Here is a 17,845-nt window from a genome sequence, read left to right on the forward strand (position 1 = left end):
GGTCCGGGAGCCCGTGACCGCCCTCGGCCGCAGATCGGCCGGATCTTCCCTGCGACCGCGTTCGACCGACCGGCCGGGCGGCCGCAGGTTGTGGTCCACGGGAGCCCCCGAAGCACTACGCTGGAACACGAGAGGTGCCACCTGTTCACTGTGAGTGTGCGCTTGGGAGCGGCGACGATGAGCCGGGTCTATCCGTTCGACGACGCGGCGACGGCCCGGGCTGTCATCGACGACGACGGAACGCTGGTCGAGTGGAACGAGGGCGCCCGACGCCTGCTCGGCCACCCGGCGGACGCCGTCCTGGGCCGCCCCGCGGCCCGCCTGCTCGCGGGGCAGGACCGCCTGGCCCTGCCCCGAGGCACCCGCTGGCAGGGGACGGTCGGATTGCGCCACCGGGACGGCCGTACCGTCGCGGTCTGGTTGCTCGCCCACCGCCGGCCGCCGCACGACGGCCACGGCGGCGACTGGCTCGTCGTCACCCCGCTGGCCGGCGCGGAACCCCCCGCCGAGGACGACCCGCTCGCCGCGGCGAGCCTGATCCAGTCACCGTGCGCGGTCGCCGTGTACGACACGCAGCTGCGGCTGCGCCGGATGAACGAGTCGATGGCCGAGGTCGTCGGCCTGCCGCGGGAACGCCTGCGCGGGCTGCGGCTCACGGAGATCGGCGGCCGGCCGCAGAGCGACGACCTGGAGCAGGGCATGCTCCAGGTGCTGACCACGGGCCGGCCGCTGGACGTGCAGACCTTCATGCGCGCCGGCGGCGAGGACCGCGCCCACGCCTGGCTCGCCCGGATGGCACCGGTCAGGGACGCCCAGGGCCGGGTGCGCGGGGTGTGCCTGGCCGCGCACGACATCACCGACAGCCACCGCGCCCGGCAGCGCCTGCAGCTGGTGAACGAGGCGAGCGTGCGCGTCGGCAGCACGCTGGACGTCACCCGCACCGCTCAGGAGCTCGCGGACGTGTGCGTGCCCGCGCTCGCCGACTTCGTCACCATCGACCTGCTGGACCCGCAGGACTACGGCGGCGAGCCCCCGGCCCGGCTCTCCGCGCCGGTCACCCTGCGCCGGGCCGCCCACCGGTCGGTCCTCGACGGCGTGCCGGAGGCGGTGCGGGAAGCCGGGCAGACCGAGGAGTACCCGGCCGGCTCCCCCCAGGCGGACTCGCTGACCGCGGGCCACACGATCACCGTCTCGGGCACCGTCGAAGACCTGCTGCCCTGGCTGACGTGGAACAGCGCGCGGGGCGAGCGGGTGCGCAGATTCGGCATGCACTCCTCGATGTCGGTGCCCATCCAGGCCCGCGGGCTCACCCTCGGCGTCGCGGTCCTCGCACGTCACCGGCGTCCGGACCCGTTCACCGCGGACGACCGGCTGCTCGCCGAGGAGATCACCACCCGGGCCGCCGTCTGCATCGACAACGCCCGCCGCTACTCCCGGGAACGCGAGACCGCGCTCGCGCTCCAGCGCAGCCTGCTGCCCCGCACCCTGCCGCGCACGGCCGCGCTGGAGGCATCCTCCCGCTATCTGCCGGCCGCGCGGGCCGGCGTGGGCGGGGACTGGTTCGATGTGATCCCGCTGTCCGGGATGCGGGTCGCGATGGTCGTCGGGGACGTCGTCGGACACGGCGTCGAGGCCTCGGCCACCATGGGCCGGCTGCGGACCGCCGTGCGCACCCTCGCCGACATCGACCTGGCCCCGGACGAGTTGCTCACCCATCTGGACGACCTGGTGATCCGGCTGTCCGAGGAGACCGGCGGCGACGGCAGCCCCGGCGAGGTCGGCGCGACCTGCCTGTACGCGGTCTACGACCCGGTGTCCCGGCGCTGCACCCTGGCGCGCGCCGGGCACCCGCCGCCCGTGCTGCTGCGGCCGGGCGGCCGGCCGCGCCTGCTGGACCTGCCCGCCGGTCCCCCGCTGGGCCTGGGCGGGCTGCCCTTCGAGTCCGCCGAGGTCGCCCTGCCCGAGGGCACCGTCCTCGCGCTGTACACCGACGGGCTCGTGACGTCCCGGGAACGGGACGGGGACGCCGGCCGTGAGCTGCTGTACGAGGCGCTCGCGGGGCACACGGACTCCCTCGACACGACCTGCGACCGCGTGCTGCACGCCCTGCTGCCGCCGGGCGGCGCCCCCGACGACGTGGCGCTGCTGCTCGCCCGCACCCAGGGCCTGCCCGCCGCACAGGTGGCGACCTGGGACACCCCGGCCGACCCGGCGCTGGTCGCGCCGATCCGCAAGCAGGTCGTGGAGCAGCTGGACGCCTGGGCGCTGAGCGAGGCGGCGTTCACGGCGGAACTGGTGGTCAGCGAGCTGGTCACCAACGCCATCCGGTACGGCTCCCATCCCATCCGGCTGCGGCTCATCCACGACGCGACCACGCTGATCGTCGAGGTCTCCGACACCAGCCACACCGCCCCGCACCTGCGCCGGGCCAAGACCTTCGACGAGGGCGGCCGGGGCCTGCTGCTGGTGGCCCAGCTCACCCAGCGCTGGGGCAGCCGGCACACCCCGGAGGGCAAGACCATCTGGGCGGAACTGTCCCTTTTCGAGGAGGACCGGTAGGTCCGCGTCCGCGGACGGCCTCAGCCGCCCGCCAGCCAGGGCCGTACCTGTTTGCGGGCCTCGTGCAGGCGGGACTTGAGGGTGCCGAGCGGGATGCCGACGCGCTCGGCGACCTCGGCGTAGTCCAGCTGGCAGATGTCCCGGTACACCAGCGGCGCGACCAGGTGCGGATGCGTCCGCTCCAGCCGGTCCAGCGCCTCCAGCAGGTCCACCCGGGACCCGGCGATGACGCTGGTGGTCCGCGGGTCGACGGCGTACGAGGGCTCGATCGCGGCCGGCTGCTCGGCGGCCCGCCGCTTCAGCTCCCGGTACTTCTGGCGGCAGCAGTTGGCGACCACCGTGTACAGCCAGGTGCTGAAGCGGCTGCGGCCCTCGAAGCGGGAGATGTACCGGGCCACCTGGAGCAGCACGTCCTGCGCGGCCTCCTCGGCGTCCTCCCGGCAGGGCAGGAAGCGCCCGCAGCGGCGCAGGACCTCCGGCCGGATCTCGGTGAGCAGCCGGTCCAGGGCCGCACTGTCGCCGGCGGCGGCCCGCCGGGCGAGGTCTTCCACAGGCACCTGGTCCAGCACGGACGGGCCCTCCTCCAAGTCGATCTCAGGCCAGGCATGATAGTCGTATGCACTCCCTGGAGCGGATCGGCCGCTACCGCCTCGAACGGCCGCTGGGCACCGGCGCCTTCGCCACGGTGTGGCTCGCCCACGACGACGAGCTCGAGGCTCCGGTCGCGGTGAAGGTCCTCGCCGAGAACTGGGCCCACCGGCTCGACATCAGGGACCGCTTCCTGTCCGAGGCGCGGCTGCTGCGCCGGGCCGGCTCCAGCCGCGTGGTCCAGGTCTACGACATCGGTGAACTCCCCGACGGCCGGCCGTACTTCGTGATGGAGTACGCCGACGGCGGCACCCTCGCCGGCCTGCTGACGGGCGGCCCGCTCCCGGTGGGCCACGCGCTCGCGCTGACGGCGGAGGCCGCCCGGGCCGCCGCCGCGCTGCACGAGGCGGGCATCGTGCACCGCGACATCAAGCCGACCAACGTGCTGCTGCACACCGCCCCGGACGGCACCCGGCGGGTGCTGCTGGCCGACCTGGGACTCGCCAAGAGCCTCGCACAGGCCTCCGTGCTCACGCTGGCCGCGGGCTCGGCGGGCTACCAGCCGCCGGAGCAGGCCGAGCCCGGCGAGGGCATAGACGAGCGTGCCGACGTCTACAGCCTGGGCGCGGTCGGCTACGAGCTGGTCACCGGGAGCGTCCCGGGGCCGCCGGGGCGGGTCGTCCCGCCCGGGCGGCTGCGGCCGGACCTCGGCGAGGACGTGGCGCGGGCGCTGCTGCGCGCCCTGGAGCCGGACCGGGCGCGGCGCTGGCCGAGCGCGCAGGCGTTCGCGCACGAGCTGGACCGGCTGGCGACGGCCGCGCCGGCGCTCCGGGCCGCCCGGCGGCTGGACGGTGTCCGCGGCCGGCTGAACACGGTGACGCTGTCCGTCGCCGCGGTGCTCACCGCGGCGGCGGCCGCGGCCGCGGTGACCGTGCTGATCCACCGCGGCGGCTCCTCGGACGCGGTGCGGGTCACGGACGCGACCGGGCGGGTGGTCGCCGAGGTCCCGGCGGGCTGGAGCCGCGAGCTGCGCGACTCCGGCTGGAACCCGGGCGCGCTGGGGCTCGGCACGGGGCATGAACCGGGGCTGGTGGTCGCCGACGACCTGAACCGGTGGTCCGATCTGGGGGAGTCGGTGAACGGCGTGTTCGTCGGGATGAGCGAGCACGGCGACGTGACCGCGAAGGTGAAGGCCCTCGCCCACGCCGGCTGCCGGTACTCGGGCAGCCGCACCTTCGCCGACGGGGACTGGCGCGGCCTGGTGCGGGCCTGGAGCGGCTGCCCGGACGGCGGCTCGGTCACGGAATCCGCGCTGCACCCGGCGGACGGCGCCGCCCAGCCCCAGGTGTACGTGCAGGTGCGCGAGCGGGGCGACAGGGACGCGACCGACGCGGTACTCCGTTCGCTGAGTGTGACCTGACGCGCGGCTGGCGGCGGTCGCGGCGGGGAAGAGATCCCTGCGTGCCGAACTTTTCCGGCGTTCGGCGCATCGGAGTGTGCGGGACGGCGCACTCGGCGCCGTCAGGCACGCGATCCCTCGCGTGCCGTGACCATCCAGGAGTGTTGAGCGACATGGTGTACACCTCCCGGTCCGCGCGGCACGGGGCCCTGCTCGTGGGCACGGTCGCCGTGCTGGGCCTCCTGACCGCCTGCGGCAACGGCCAGGACGTCCACGGCAACCCACCGATCACGGCCTCCGGTACGGCCGCCCCGGCGACCGGCGACTCCAAGAGCCAGGCGTCCCCGCCGTCCGCCCCGGCCGCCACGCCCTCCGACTCCGCCTCCGCCTCCGCCCCGAGGACGACCTCCTCGGCGGGCGGCGGCGCTACGACGGCCACGGCCGCGGCGAGCACCCGCTGCCACACCTCCGAGCTGCGCGCCGCGGTGGGCCGCGACGACCCGGGCGCCGGCCAGGAGAACTTCCCGGTCGTCCTCACCAACAGGTCCGGCCGGACCTGCACCCTGCACGGCTATCCGGGCGCCGCGTTCGTGAACGCCTCCGGCACCCAGATCGGCCCGGACCCCAGGCGCGAGCCGGGCTCCCCCACCACGATCACCCTCCGGCCCGGGCAGAGCGCCTGGGCCGGGCTGACCTTCTCCAACCCCGGTGTCAGCGGCGCCAGGACGGCCACCCCGGTCGCGCTGCTGATCACGCCGCCGGACGAGCGTGACGCGCTGAAGGCCGCGTGGACGGGCGGGGCGGTGCCCGTCTCCGGCTCCTCCTCGTCGGTCTTCCTGTCGGTGCTGAGCCCCGGCACCGCTCCCTGACCCGCACCGACACCCCGGGACGAACCCCGCTGCCCGCCCCCGGCAGCGGGGTTCGTCATGAGCGCGCCACAACTGTCACAGGACGGCAACAGGCCCCGCAGGCCGCGATCTTTCCGCAGAGCCCCGTCATCGAACCCCTCGACCCACACCGGCGAGCAGGCCCCCTGGGCCATGACGAGGAAATCGGGGAGAAGATGAGCGGGATCTCACGCAGGCAGGTGCTGACGGCGGGCGCGGCGGCGGGCGCCCTGGGCACGCTGGCCGCGTGCTCCTCCGGGACCGGCCTCTCGGTCGACGGCCCCGACCCGGCGGACGGCAAGGGCACCGCCCAGGCCCGGCCGGCGAAGCCGATCGGCGACGGCTCCACCGCCGACACCGGCGCCCAGCCGCACCAGCCGAAGCCCGAGCGGCTGAAGCCGGGCCAGAAGCCGCCGCAGTTCGTGGTGTTCTCCTGGGACGGCGCGGGCGAGCTGAGCAACAACCTGTTCTCCCGGTTCCGCAAGGTGGCCACCGACCACGGCGCCAAGATGACGTTCTTCCTCAGCGGCATCTACACGCTACCCGAGTCCAAGAAGCACCTGTACCGTCCGCCGCAGCACCCGGTCGGCGCCTCCGCCATCGGCTACCTCGCCGACCGGCACATCCACGCCACCCTCCAGCAGGTCCGCGCGGCCTGGCTGGACGGCCACGAGATCGGCACCCACTTCAACGGGCACTTCTGCGGCACGAGCGGCGTGCGCAACTGGTCCCCGGCCGAGTGGCGCAGCGAGATAGACCAGGCGGTCGACTTCGTGACCAGGTGGAAGACCAACACCGGCTTCACCGACCTGGAGCCGCTGCCCTTCGACTACCGCAAGGAACTGGCGGGCGGCCGCACCCCGTGCCTGGAGGGCCAGTCCAACCTGCTGCCCACGGCCGCGGCCCTCGGCTGGAAGTACGACGCCAGCTCCCCCGGCGGACTCCAGATCTGGCCGGGCAAGGTGCAGGGCGGGAAGATCTGGGACTTCCCGCTGCAGTCCATACCCTTCCCCGGGCACAACTTCCAGGTGCTGTCGATGGACTACAACATGATGTTCAACCAGTCCGGCGGCAACCCGAACGGCGACCGCGCCCAGTACGACGCCTGGCGCGCCCAGGCCCGCGACGCCTATGTCGCCGGCTTCCAGCGGGCGTACACGACGAACCGCGCCCCCTTCTTCATCGGCAACCACTTCGAGCGCTGGAACGGCGGCATCTACATGGACGCCGTCGAGGAGGCGATCGGGAAGATGGCCGCCTACGGCGACGACGTGCGCTTCGTGTCCTTCAAGCAGCTCGTGGCGTGGCTGGAGGCGCAGGACCCGGCGGTGCTGCGCAAGCTGCGCACCCTGGTGCCCGGGCAGGCTCCGGCGGGCGGCTGGGCGGAGTTCCTGGGTCCGGCGGGCAGCACGTCCTCGTAGCTCGTCCGGCATCGTCTGTTTTCATGGGCGGGCACCTCTTGATCGCCTCCGGAAGGACCCGCCCTGAACGCCCCGCTCGCCGAAGCGCTGTCCGCCGTGCTGCTCGTCGCCGTGCTCGCCTGGGCCGTCGTACGGCCCTTCGGGTGGCCGGAGGCGGTCATGGCCGTACCCGCCGCCGGCATCGCGATCGCCACCGGCGCGATCTCGCTGGACCACGCGCGGGCCGAGGCGGAGCGCCTCGGCCCGGTGGTCGGGTTCCTCGCGGCGGTGCTGGTGCTCGCCCACTTCTGTGATGTGGAGGGCCTGTTCCAGGCGTGCGGGGCGTGGATGGGCCGGTGGGCGCGGGGCCGCCCGGTGCGGCTGCTGGCGGCGGTCTTCGCGCTGGCGTCCGCCATCACCGCCGTGCTCAGCCTGGACGCCACGATCGTGCTGCTGACACCGGTGGTGTTCGCCACGGCCACGCGGACCGGCGTACGGCCGAAACCGCATGTGTACGCCTGCACGCATCTGTCGAACACGGCGTCGCTGCTGCTGCCGGTGTCCAATCTGACGAACCTGCTGGCGTTCGCGGCGAGCGGGCTGAGCTTCACCCGGTTCGCGGCGCTGATGGCCCTGCCGTGGCTGGTGGCGATCGGCGCCGAATACCTGGTGTTCCGCCGGTTCTTCGCCCGTGACCTCGCGGCGGCGGCACCAGCGGGCCGGGACACCGGCGAGGCGCCGCGTCCGCCGCTGTTCGCGCTGGTGACCGTCGCCTGCACGCTGGCGGGGTTCGTGGTGGCGTCGGCGTTCGGCGTGGAGCCGGCCTGGGTGGCGGCGGCGGGCGCGCTGGTGCTCGCGGGACGGGCGCTGGTACGGCGGAAGGCGACCCCGTCGGCCGTCGTACGGGCGGCGGCTCCGGCCTTTCTGGCGTTCGTCCTGGCCCTGGGCATCGTGGTGCGGGCGGTCGTCGACAACGGGCTCGCGGACGTGCTCGGGCATGTCCTGCCGGGCGGCACCGGACTGCCCGCGCTGCTCGGGATCGCCGCGCTGGCCGCCGTCCTGGCGAACCTCATCAACAACCTGCCCGCGGTGCTGGTGCTGCTGCCGCTGGCCGCGCCGGCCGGGCCGGGCGCGGTGCTGGCGGTGCTGCTCGGCGTGAACATCGGCCCCAATCTGACGTACGCCGGGTCGCTGGCGACGCTGCTGTGGCGGCGGATCGTGCACCAGCACGAGCACGAGGTGGACCTCGGGGAGTTCACCCGGCTGGGCCTGCTCGCCGTGCCGTGCTGCCTCGCCGTCGCGGTGGTGGCACTGTGGGGATCGCTGCAGGTTCTCTGAGGTTCGGGCACGCCGAGGGAGGCCGACCGGATGCGTGTGATCGCCTGGCTCGTCGAGGGCACCTGGCCCGCCTGTGTGGACGCCGTGCGCGGCCATGCGCCGGATTCCGCCGAGGTGGTGCTGCTGCACATCAGCGGGCCCGAGGTGCCGGGGCTGGCGCACGGCGCCTTCGCCGGGCTCCTCGGGCGCGGGCATCCGGAGCGGGACCCGGGTGATCTCGTCGAGACGCTCGGCGGGAGTTCGGCGGCCGAGCTGCTGGACGCGGCGGCGGAGCGGCTGGGCCGGCCCTGTGCGCGCGAGGAGCGGGCGGGCCGGGTCGAACGGGAGGTGGTGGCCGCCGCCGAGGGCGCCGATCTGCTGGTGCTGGCCCGGGACGGGGACCGGTCCCGGCTGGGGCCGAGGAGCCTCGGCCCGGCCGTCCGGTTCGCCGTCGACCACGCGCCCTGCCCGGTGCTGCTGGTGTGGCCGGAACCGGCCCCAGGACTGGGCACGATCCCGCCGCCACCGCACCACCACCCCTGAGTCAGCGGTGGTGGTGCCCGCCGGGGTAGCCCCCGTGGCCCCCGCCGCAGTAGTACGGGTACGGGTAGGCGGAGCAGGGATCGACCGTGGCGGACGGCGTGGGCGACGAGGCGGAACCGGTCGCCGTGGGGGTCGGGCTCGGGGGCGACGGGGTGGCCCGGGAGGCCGTGGGCGTGGGCGTCGCCGGGGGAACGGACCGGTGCGAGGTGGCGGCGGGCGACGGGCTGCTCTCACTGTCCCAGTTGACGTTCTGCATCTGCAGATCCGGCTTGGCGGTGTCGACGGCCCAGCGCTGCGCGGTGCCGGCGGCACGGGTCTTGAGGACCAGGGCGCCGGAGCCGTCGGTGGCGGCGGGGGTGAGGGCCAGGTCCTGGTTCCAGCGGGGGATCAGGGCGCCCTGGAGGGTGAAGTCGTAGCGGATGTTCCGGCCGGCGGCGGCGGTGGCCGAGCAGGGGGCGAGGCGGACCGAGTAGCCGAGGTGGGAGTCCAGACACAGATCGGGAGCCGCGGAGCTGCGCAGCCGTCCGTCGGTCTCGTACGTCCACTGCTGGCTCGCTGTCCCGGAGCAGGTGGCGAGCTCGGCCTCGGCGCCCTTGACGGGCCTCTTCCCCACGACGCCGACACACAGGCCGGAGGCGAGGTTGCGCAGCCGCCCGTGCAGGGCGCCCTGGCCGGACGCGTGGGCCCCGGCCCAGGACACGCCGGGACGGGGGGCGTCCTTGCCCGGCGCCTTGGAGGCGGTGCCCTCGCCTGCGGGTGCCGGGCCGTCGCCGGAGCCGAGCACCGACCACAGCACCAGGGGCAGCACGACCAGCCCGCTCACGGTGCCGACGGCCACGGCCAGATGGCGACGCCGGGCACGGCGCACCCGGGCGGCTCGCTGCGCCGAACGCCCGGAGACGACACCCTCCCCGGCGCCGGCCGACGCTGCGCCGCGAGGTCGCACGTCATCAGTGCCAAGGCCGCCCACCGGCTCACCGGCCCCATCCGCCGCCCCGGCGGAGCCACGCCGCCGCCGGGACCCGGAAGAGACCTCCCGCCGCGGGGACTCCCCCGGACCACCCCGGCGCGAGGGCTCGGCGAAACCGTCCCAGCCCCCGCCCGGCGACTCGGCGGCACCGGGTCCGCCCGTCTCCTCGGTCAAGCCACGCCGCCGCGAGGGACCGGCGGAGCCACCCCGGCCCACGGACTCCGCCGTACCGCCACGGCGCATGAACTCGGCAACGGCCTCCCAGCCCCTGGCCCCTGCGGAAGCGAAGGACGCGGGAGAGGCGTCCCGGCGCGGGGACTCCCCCGGACCACCCTCGCGCGCGGGCTCCGCGAAACCGTCCCAGCCCCCGGCCCCTTCGGAAGCACGCCCCCGTGCGGACCCCGGAGACACGTCCCGACGCCGGGACTCCCCCGAACCACCCCCACGCGCGGGCTCCGCGAAACCGTCCCAGCCCCCGGCCCCGGCCGGACCGGCCCCGGCCGGCGACTCGGCGGAGCCGGTGCCCCCGGGCGGGGTGGCGGGCCAGAAGGCCTCTCCCGGTGGGGGTGCGACCGTCGACGGCGGTGGGGCCGGTTCGGTCGGGGTCTCGGGGCGGTCGGCCCGGGACTCCAGGTAGGCGTCGGCGCCCCAGCCGAGGACCGCCTCGGCGAGGGCGAGCCCGAGTCCGGAGTTGAACGCGGCGAGTTGGTCGGCGGTCCGGCGGCAGTGGCCGCACCGGCCCATGTGTTCGCGCAGATCCGGGTCGACGTCGACGCCGCCGCGCCGGAACGTCACGTCGAGCATGCGCAGATACCGCTGGCAGTCGTCCTCGGCAGCGAGTTCACGGTGGACCTGGAGACACTCCTCGCGCAGCCGTTCCCGGGCCCGGCGCAGTTCGACGCGGGCGTCCTCCTCGTCCAGGCCGAGCAGGGCCGCGGGGACGGTGAGCGGTTCGGACTCGACCTCCGTGTGCCACAGCACGGCCCGGGAGATCTGGGGTACCCGCTGGAACGCGCGGGACAGCTGCCGCCGGCCGGGCGGTGGCAGCAGCCGGGCGGCGGCACTCTCACCCGCGGGGCCGGACCGCAGTGCCGGGTGGAGGAGTTCCTGACGGCCGTCGGCGTCCCACTCGGCGGCGATCCGGCGGACGGCGATCAGCACATGGGGCCGCCAGGCGGCGGTCGGGCCCACCTGCCGGAGCGACTCCCCGAACAGCCGGGTGAAGGCGGCGGTGGTGAGCATGCCGGCGGCCCGCGTCCCGTCCGTGCACAACCGGGCGTAGGCGAACGCCGCTTCCCAGTGCCGGTCGAGGAGTTCACCGACGGGGTGGAGCGCGGGCGTCCCTCCCGTCCACTTCTTCAGCTCGGCGCTCAGTTGCTCGTCCGACAGGCCGGCCTCATTCACGACTGCATTCCTCCCAGACGTGATACGGAAATTAGTCCATACCAATCGGTATGGGAAGGCGGTGGGGCTGCTCGAACGTGCACCTGAGGCGGCTCTTTTGAAGCGTGGGGGGTGTACGGGGAGCGACCTGGCGCTTACCGCGGAATTGCGATGTACCTGCGCGCCGACGGTGCACACCTTTACACAGTCGCACAGGCACGAACAAGAGATCTTTCGACTATCGACAATAATTCGAGAAGGCCGTTCCTTATTGACGCGCGGTCAAATGAATCCCGTCCCTTTTCCCGCCTTTACCGCCGTTCGCCCCCGGTAGGCGCCGTGAGGGGGGCTGGTCCGTGCGGCACGGAGTTCACGCCGCACGGACCGCACTGAGTCCTTCGCGGCGCCTTTCAGTGCCCGCTGATCGCCCTGGGGGTGTAGGGCTGTTCCAGCTCCTCGGTCTCCTTCTCGGTCAGCTCCAGCTCCACGGCCCCCACCGCGTCCTCGATGTGGTGGGGCTTGGCGGCGCCGACGATCGGGGCGGCCACCGTGTCCTGGTGCAGCAGCCAGGCGAGGGCCACCCGGGCGCGGGGCACGCCCCGGTCGTCCGCGATGCGGGTGACCGCCTCCACGATCGAGCGGTCGCTCTCCAGGTACAGGCGGCTGCCGAAGTTGTCGTTCGCGCTGCGCTCGGTGACCGTGCCCCAGTCGCGGGTGAGCCGGCCGCGGGCGAGCGGGCTCCACGGCAGCACGCCGACGCCCTGGTCCGCGCAGAGCGGCAGCATCTCCCGCTCCTCCTCGCGGTAGAGCAGGTTGTAGTGGTTCTGCATGGACACGAACTTCGTCCAGCCGTGCCGCTCGGCGGTGTACTGCAGCTTGGCGAACTCCCAGGCGTACATCGAACTGGCCCCGATGTAGCGGACCTTGCCCGCCCTGACCAGGTCGTGCAGCGCCTCCATCGTCTCCTCGACGGGGGTGGCGTGGTCGTAGCGGTGGATCTGGTAGAGGTCGACGTAGTCGGTGCCGAGCCGGCGCAGGCTGTGGTCGATCTCGGCCATGATGGCCTTGCGGGACAGCCCGGCCCCGTTGGGGCCCGGCCGCGTGCGGCCGTTCACCTTGGTGGCCAGCACGATCTCGTCGCGCTGGGCGAAGTCGCGCAGGGCCTTGCCGACGATCTCCTCGCTGGTGCCGTCCGAGTAGATGTTGGCGGTGTCGAAGAAGTTGATGCCCGCCTCCAGCGCCTGCCGGATGAGCGGGCGGGAAGCCTCCTCGTCGAGGGTCCACTCGTGGACACCGCGGTCGGGCAGGCCGTAGGTCATGCAGCCCAGACAGATCCGCGACACGTCCAGGCCCGTCGAACCGAGCTTCACGTACTGCATCGTTGCTGCTCCTGCCTTCGGGTCGATGGTCACCGACGAGCGTACGGCGTGGCCCGGCACCGGCTTGACGACCGAAGCGTGCGGACGATTGGATCATGGCCGGTACCGCGCCGCCCGGCGTGGGCAGGACGGAGCGGACGTGGCCCCCACGGGTGCTGTGCGCGCCGCGGGCGCCTCGGCCGTGGCCCTGACCGTCACCCTGTCGGTGCTGGCCGGCTGCGGTTCCGGCGCTTTGGACGGCACCGGCGGTTCCGGTGACAGGGACGCGCCTTCCCCGCGTGCCGTGGTGCGGCTGCCCCCGCGGGGTGCGGGGTTCGACTACCAGATCGGCGGCGCCTATCCCCCGCCGAAGGGCGTGCGGATCGTCAGCCGGGACCGCTCCGACTCCCCCGCGCCCGGGCTGTACAACATCTGCTACGTCAACGCCTTCCAGGCCCAGCCCGACGAGCGCTCCTCCTGGCCGGCCGACCTGCTGCTGCGCGACCGGCGCGGCAGGGCCGTCATCGACGAGGACTGGAACGAGGTCCTGCTCGACCTCCGCACCCCGGCCAAGCGGGAACGGGTGGCGCGGCGCGTGGACCGGTGGATCGACGGCTGCGCGAAGAAGGGCTACGACGCCGTCGAGCCGGACAACTACGACAGCTACACCCGCTCCCGCCACCTGCTCACCGCGGCCGACGCGACCGCCTTCATGACCCTGCTGTCCCGGCACGCGCACTCCCGGCGCCTGGCCGTCGCACAGAAGAACACCGCCGAGCTGGCCGGCGTACGCGGGCGCGCCGGGCTGGACTTCGCGGTGGCGGAGGAGTGCGGGCAGTACGACGAGTGCGGGGTGTACGCGAAGGCTTTCGACGAGCGGGTCGTGGACATCGAGTACACCGACTCCGGTCTGCGCGCGGCACTCGCCCGCTGGGGTGGCCGGCTGAGCATCGTGCGACGGGACCGGGACGTGTCCACGCCGGGGAGCAAGGGGTACGTCCGGCGCTCGGCCGGGGGCAGCGTGCGCCGGCCGTGAGTGCCCGGTGCCTGCTGCGGGCCGCCGCGTTGGTACCCCCAGGTGACCGTCCGGCGTGGGAGCCGGGGATCGTCGTACCGTCGGCTCATCCTCGGCCCAGACGACCGGCATCCGGCCGGTCTCGGCCGCCGGGAGGAAACGCGGTGCCGACTCGTCCCACCACCCTGAGAACCCTGGCCGGAGCGGCCCTGCTGCCCCTGGCTCTCGTCACCCCGGCCTGGGGGCGGCCCGCCCCCGCACCGGCACCGGCGCCCGAGAGTCCGGCCACGCTGTGCGCCGCCGCCGGCACTCTGCGCGGCGCGCACGGTGAGCAGGCGCAGATCAGCCTGTGCGCGGACACCGGCTCCCCGCGCCTGACCATCTCGGCCCCGGCCAGCTGCCGGCGCGCCGGGGTCCGGGTGCGCTACGCCTGCCGCAGCGAGGGCACCTGGACGGTCCGCCACGCCGGCAAGACGCTCGACACCGGCACGCTGCCCGGCTCGCGCCTCTACCCCGGTCCCGGCACCTACGACATCACCGCCACCGTACGGGTGCGGTCGACGCCCTCCGGTGTCGACCTCAAGGGCACGGTGCAGACCACGCTCTCGCTGACCACGCCCAAGGCGAAGGCCACGCACTCCGTCACCGCCGACCGGGCCACGCTGCGCCGCAACGCCACGACGACGCTGACCTTCACCGTCCGCCGGGACAGCGACCAGGGCGACGGCAACGCCCGGCTGGGGCTGATCGGCGAGGAGGGCACCGGTGTGCGGATCGCCACGGCCGACCGGCGCTGTGTCAACCCGCTGGTCGGCCGGTACCCGGCGCAGACCCGGCTGGCGCACTCCCTGGACTGCTCGCTGACCGAACTGCAGCCCGGCCACCCGGAGAAGGTGACGGTCCGCGTCACCGTCGGGGCGAAGTGTTCCACGGTGGTGTCGAAGCTCGGCTACTGGCTGCCGCAGGGCCAGGCCCTGGAGACCGGAGGCATGCTGGCGGGACCGCTGCTGACCTGCCGTTAGCGGGGCGGGAGCAGGTCCAGGGCCCGCTCCCAGGCGAAGTCCGCCCGGCCGCCGTCCGGCCGGGGCGCGCCGTCGTACGCGTCGCCGAAGCGGACGCCCATCCCGCGCAGCCGCCGCAGGCTGTCCCGGTAGGCGGGGTGGGCGGCCAGCGCGTCGGCGACGCAGGGCAGGACGGCGATCGGTACGCCCAGGCCGGCGGCTTCGCTCAGAGTGCCGAGCGCCAGCGTGTCGGCGATGCCGGCCGCCCACTTGTTGACGGTGTTGAAGGTGGCGGGTGCCACCACCACGGCGTCCGGCGGCGGGAAGGGGCGGGGGTCGGCCGGTGAGCGCCAGGCGGATCTGACCGGGCGGCCCGTCTGCGCCTGCACGGCCCCGCTGTCGAAGAAGCCGCCCATCGCGACCGGGGTGGCGATGACACCGATCTCCCAGCCACGTTCCTGGGCGCAGGTGATCAGCTTGCTGACGCCGGCGGCGACGCCGGCCGCGCACACGACGACGTAGAGGAAGGGCTTCTCGGCCTGTTCGGTCATCCGGGCACCCTACTGAAGCGGGAAGGACACGCCTCGCTCGGCGTCGGGGCGGGGTCCGTGGATGCGGCGCCGGTCCTCCTCGATGCGTACGTCGTTGATGCTCGCCTCCCGCCGGGTCATCAGGCCGTGCTCGTCGAACTCCCACAGTTCGTTGCCGTAGGAGCGCCACCACTGGCCGTCGGCGTCGTGGGACTCGTACTGGAAGCGGACGGCGATGCGGTTGCCGTCGAAGGCCCACAGGTCCTTGCGCAGCGCGTAGTCGAGCTCGCGCCGCCACTTGGCGGTGAGGAACGCGACGATCTCGGCGCGGCCGGTGACGAAGGTGTCGCGGTTGCGCCAGACGGAGTCCTCGGAGTAGGCGAGCGCCACCTTGTGCGGATCGCGGGTGTTCCAGGCGTCCTCGGCGGCCTGGACCTTCTGCGCGGCGGTCTCGCGGGTGAACGGCGGCAGGGGCGGGCGGTCGGCCATGGTCTCCTCCTGGGCTCGGACGACATCGGAGAACGAGCGTTCTCCGGACGGCTACTACCGTAGGAGAACGCTCGTTCTTTCGTCAAGGAACGCAGCGGCCCGCCGAGGAACCCAACGTCGCCGAGGAGTGATGGTGTCGCCGATGGACAGCGCGGTCGCCCGGGAGAAGGCGCTGGACGCCGCCGAGGAACTGTTCTACGCCCGCGGTGTCCAGTCCGTGGGCATGGACGAGCTGCGCGGCGCGTCGGGCGTCTCCCTCAAGCGCCTCTACCAGCTCTTCCCCGCCAAGGAGCAGCTCGTCGCGGCCTACCTGGCGCGGCGGGACGAGCGCTGGCGCGGGCGGCTCGCCGCGCACGTGGGCCGGCAGCGGGAGCCGCGGGAGCGGATCCCGGCCGTGTTCGACTGGCTGGAGGGGTGGTTCGGCGAGGCGGGCTTCCGGGGGTGCGCCTGGATCAACGCCCACGGCGAACTGGGCGCCACGTCGGACCTGGTGGCCGAGCAGGTACGCGCCCACAAGGAGGCGTTCCGGAGCTACCTCACCTCCCTCGTGGACGACGCCGGGCTGCCCGCCGCACTGGCCGGGCCGCTGTTCCTGCTGGCCGAGGGAGCCATGGTGACGGCGGGCATCACCGGGAGCACCGAACCGGCGGCCGAGGCCCGCGAGGCGGCGCGGGCGCTGGTGACGGCCGCCGGCCGGGGCGGACTCAGCCGGCCGTCTCCGACACCGTGATGGCACCCACCGGGCAGGCGCGGGCCGCCTCGCGGACCATCGGGTCGCCCGCGCCGTCCTCGCGTCCGGGCATCAGGGTGCTGTAGCCGTCGTCGTCCTGGCTGAAGACGCCCGGTGCGGTCAGCGCGCACTGGCCGGCTCCGATACAGACGTCCTTGTCGATGTCGATGCGCATGAGCAGAGCCTCTTACCAGGTCACGGGGAGTTCCAGCATCCCCTGGATCGTGTCGCCGGGTTTGAAGCGGACGTCCTCGGCCGGGACGGCCAGCCGCAGCCCGGGCAGCCGGGTCAGCAGGCTGCCCAGGGCGATCTCCAGCTCCGCCCGCGCCAGGTTCTGGCCCAGGCACTGGTGGATCCCGAAACCGAACGCCACGTGGTGGCGGGCGGGGCGATGGAAGTCCAGGGTGTCGGGGTCCTCGTACTGGGACGGGTCGCGGTTGATCACCGAGGTCGAGAAGAGCACACCGTCGCCGGCCCGGATGGTGGTACCGGCGACCTCGATGTCCTCCAGCGCCACCCGGAACAGCCCGTCCGCGATGGACAGCATCCGCATCAGCTCCTCCACCGCGGCGGGCAGCAGCGCCGGGTCGGCGCGCAGCTCGGCCAGCCGCGCGGGATGCCGCAGCAGGGTGTAGGTGCCGAGGGAGATCATGTTGGCGGTCGTCTCGTGGCCCGCGACCAGCAGGATGACGGCCAGCGAGACGAGTTCGTCGCGGCTGAGGGCGCCCTCGCGCAGCCGGCCGTGGACGGTGTCGTCGAGGACGCCGTCGCCGGGTTCGGACTGCTTCGCCTTGTCGTCGATCAGTCGTCCCAGGTAGGTCTCCAGGCGGGCGCGGGCGTCCAGGGAGTCGGCCGCCGCGGGGCCGCGCAGCAGCCGGCGGGACTGCTCCTCGAAGAACTCGTGGTCGGCGTACGGCACTCCGAGCAGGCGGCAGATCACCATCGAGGGCACGGGCAGCGCGAAGGCGGAGACCAGCTCGGCGGGCGGCCCCTGGGCGATCATCACGTCCAGCAGCCCGTCCACGGTCCGCTGGATCCAGGGCCGCAGCTCTGCCGCGCGTTTGAGGGTGAACGACGGGATCATCATCCGGCGCTGCCGCTGGTGTTCGGGATCGTCCACCCCGAGCAGGGCCACCCGGCGGTCGCGGACGCCCGCGAAACGCTCGGTGGGGACGGGGAAGTCGGGATGGCGGCGGTCGCTGGACAGGCGGGGGTCGGCGAGCAGGGCGCGGGCGGTGGCGTGCGCGGTGACGGCCCACACCTCGCGGCCGTCGAACAGGGTGACGCGGGACAGGTCGTGCCCGTCGCGCAGCGGTGCGTATCCGGTGGGCGGGTGGTAGGGGCAGGTGCGGTCCTGCGGGAAGGCGACGGGGTCGGCCGGGGTCGCCGGGCCGGTGGTGTCCGTCAGTTCCGTCATGGAAAGACCTCGCAGACGAAGAAGTGCGTCGTGCCGATCTTCATTAGATGCCTCAGGCACCTATGGGTCGACGGCAAGTTCGGCCACTTCGGTGATGTTCGTGATCCGGCCGAAGAACAGCGGTGGGAGGGGCGGAATCCGGCCGGGCCGGGTGGAGTGCGGACCTCACCCCCTCGGCCCAATCGGTCCGCGGTGCGGATGAATCGTGGGGTCGCCGGTGTTGAATGCCGGTGGCAGACAGCTGTTGGACCGACGAAGG

General features: G+C 73.8%; 16 protein-coding genes. 9 read left to right on the forward strand and 7 right to left on the reverse strand.

Going from position 1 to position 17,845, the window contains the following annotated elements:
• Positions 1–177: 177 nt before the first annotated feature.
• Positions 178–2,559 carry a SpoIIE family protein phosphatase gene (locus IO33_RS0134245; RefSeq protein ID WP_031172327.1) on the forward strand — a complete coding sequence of 794 codons (2,382 nt, stop codon included), beginning with the start codon at positions 178–180 and terminating at the stop codon, positions 2,557–2,559.
• A 20-nt stretch (positions 2,560–2,579) separates the two neighbouring features.
• Here the strand turns inward: IO33_RS0134245 and IO33_RS0134250 are convergent, their stop codons facing one another.
• Entirely contained in the window at positions 2,580–3,128 is a 549-nt protein-coding gene (locus IO33_RS0134250) for an RNA polymerase sigma factor (protein ID WP_031172330.1), read from the reverse strand.
• A gap of 47 nt (positions 3,129–3,175) precedes the next feature.
• On the opposite strand from IO33_RS0134250, the gene IO33_RS0134255 reads away from it, so the two are divergent.
• From IO33_RS0134255 to IO33_RS0134275, 5 genes are all read left to right on the forward strand, one after another.
• The gene (locus tag IO33_RS0134255) at positions 3,176–4,567 is read left to right on the forward strand and encodes a serine/threonine-protein kinase (protein ID WP_031172332.1); all 1,392 of its coding nucleotides are present in this window, start codon (positions 3,176–3,178) and stop codon (positions 4,565–4,567) included.
• A 152-nt stretch (positions 4,568–4,719) separates the two neighbouring features.
• On the forward strand, positions 4,720–5,415 hold the full coding sequence (locus IO33_RS0134260; protein ID WP_031172334.1) for a DUF4232 domain-containing protein: 696 nt from the start codon (positions 4,720–4,722) through the stop codon (positions 5,413–5,415).
• Positions 5,416–5,609: 194 nt separating this feature from the next.
• Positions 5,610–6,854: a polysaccharide deacetylase family protein gene (locus IO33_RS0134265; RefSeq protein ID WP_209438960.1), complete on the forward strand. Its 1,245-nt coding sequence runs from the start codon at positions 5,610–5,612 to the stop codon at positions 6,852–6,854.
• A gap of 63 nt (positions 6,855–6,917) precedes the next feature.
• On the forward strand, positions 6,918–8,171 hold the full coding sequence (locus IO33_RS0134270; RefSeq protein ID WP_051927126.1) for an SLC13 family permease: 1,254 nt from the start codon (positions 6,918–6,920) through the stop codon (positions 8,169–8,171).
• A gap of 30 nt (positions 8,172–8,201) precedes the next feature.
• Entirely contained in the window at positions 8,202–8,693 is a 492-nt protein-coding gene (locus IO33_RS0134275; RefSeq protein WP_031172339.1) for a universal stress protein, read from the forward strand.
• 1 nt (position 8,694) lies between these two features.
• Here the strand turns inward: IO33_RS0134275 and IO33_RS48145 are convergent, their stop codons facing one another.
• Both IO33_RS48145 and IO33_RS0134290 read right to left on the reverse strand, forming a co-directional pair.
• Complete coding sequence (locus tag IO33_RS48145; protein ID WP_078964007.1) at positions 8,695–11,067, reverse strand: RICIN domain-containing protein; 2,373 nt, start codon at positions 11,065–11,067, stop codon at positions 8,695–8,697.
• Positions 11,068–11,456: 389 nt separating this feature from the next.
• Positions 11,457–12,425: an aldo/keto reductase gene (locus IO33_RS0134290; RefSeq protein ID WP_031172342.1), complete on the reverse strand. Its 969-nt coding sequence runs from the start codon at positions 12,423–12,425 to the stop codon at positions 11,457–11,459.
• Between the two features lie 139 nt (positions 12,426–12,564).
• On the opposite strand from IO33_RS0134290, the gene IO33_RS0134295 reads away from it, so the two are divergent.
• Both IO33_RS0134295 and IO33_RS0134300 read left to right on the forward strand, forming a co-directional pair.
• A complete protein-coding gene (locus IO33_RS0134295; RefSeq protein ID WP_031172344.1) occupies positions 12,565–13,440 on the forward strand; it encodes an endo alpha-1,4 polygalactosaminidase in 876 nt (291 codons plus the stop codon).
• A 143-nt stretch (positions 13,441–13,583) separates the two neighbouring features.
• On the forward strand, positions 13,584–14,441 hold the full coding sequence (locus IO33_RS0134300) for a hypothetical protein (protein ID WP_051927127.1): 858 nt from the start codon (positions 13,584–13,586) through the stop codon (positions 14,439–14,441).
• On the opposite strand, the gene IO33_RS0134305 is transcribed toward IO33_RS0134300, so the two are convergent.
• Positions 14,438–14,971: a flavoprotein gene (locus IO33_RS0134305; RefSeq protein ID WP_031172349.1), complete on the reverse strand. Its 534-nt coding sequence runs from the start codon at positions 14,969–14,971 to the stop codon at positions 14,438–14,440. The two genes, IO33_RS0134300 and IO33_RS0134305, sit on opposite strands and share 4 nt — an antisense overlap.
• A 9-nt stretch (positions 14,972–14,980) precedes the next feature.
• The gene (locus IO33_RS0134310; RefSeq protein ID WP_031172350.1) at positions 14,981–15,439 is read right to left on the reverse strand and encodes a nuclear transport factor 2 family protein; all 459 of its coding nucleotides are present in this window, start codon (positions 15,437–15,439) and stop codon (positions 14,981–14,983) included.
• Between the two features lie 142 nt (positions 15,440–15,581).
• Here IO33_RS0134310 and IO33_RS0134315 point away from each other — a divergent pair, with 142 nt between their 5' ends.
• Positions 15,582–16,169, forward strand: coding sequence for a TetR/AcrR family transcriptional regulator (locus tag IO33_RS0134315; RefSeq protein ID WP_031172352.1), 588 nt, complete (start codon positions 15,582–15,584; stop codon positions 16,167–16,169).
• Here the strand turns inward: IO33_RS0134315 and IO33_RS0134320 are convergent.
• Together IO33_RS0134320 and IO33_RS0134325 are read right to left on the reverse strand one after the other, a co-directional pair.
• Positions 16,144–16,344, reverse strand: coding sequence for a ferredoxin (locus IO33_RS0134320; protein ID WP_031172354.1), 201 nt, complete (start codon positions 16,342–16,344; stop codon positions 16,144–16,146). The genes IO33_RS0134315 and IO33_RS0134320 overlap by 26 nt on opposite strands.
• A 12-nt stretch (positions 16,345–16,356) precedes the next feature.
• Complete coding sequence (locus IO33_RS0134325; RefSeq protein ID WP_031172356.1) at positions 16,357–17,586, reverse strand: cytochrome P450; 1,230 nt, start codon at positions 17,584–17,586, stop codon at positions 16,357–16,359.
• Positions 17,587–17,845 lie beyond the last annotated feature (259 nt).

Source organism: Streptomyces durhamensis (genome assembly GCF_000725475.1).
GTDB classification, from domain to species: Bacteria; Actinomycetota; Actinomycetes; order Streptomycetales; family Streptomycetaceae; genus Streptomyces; species Streptomyces filipinensis.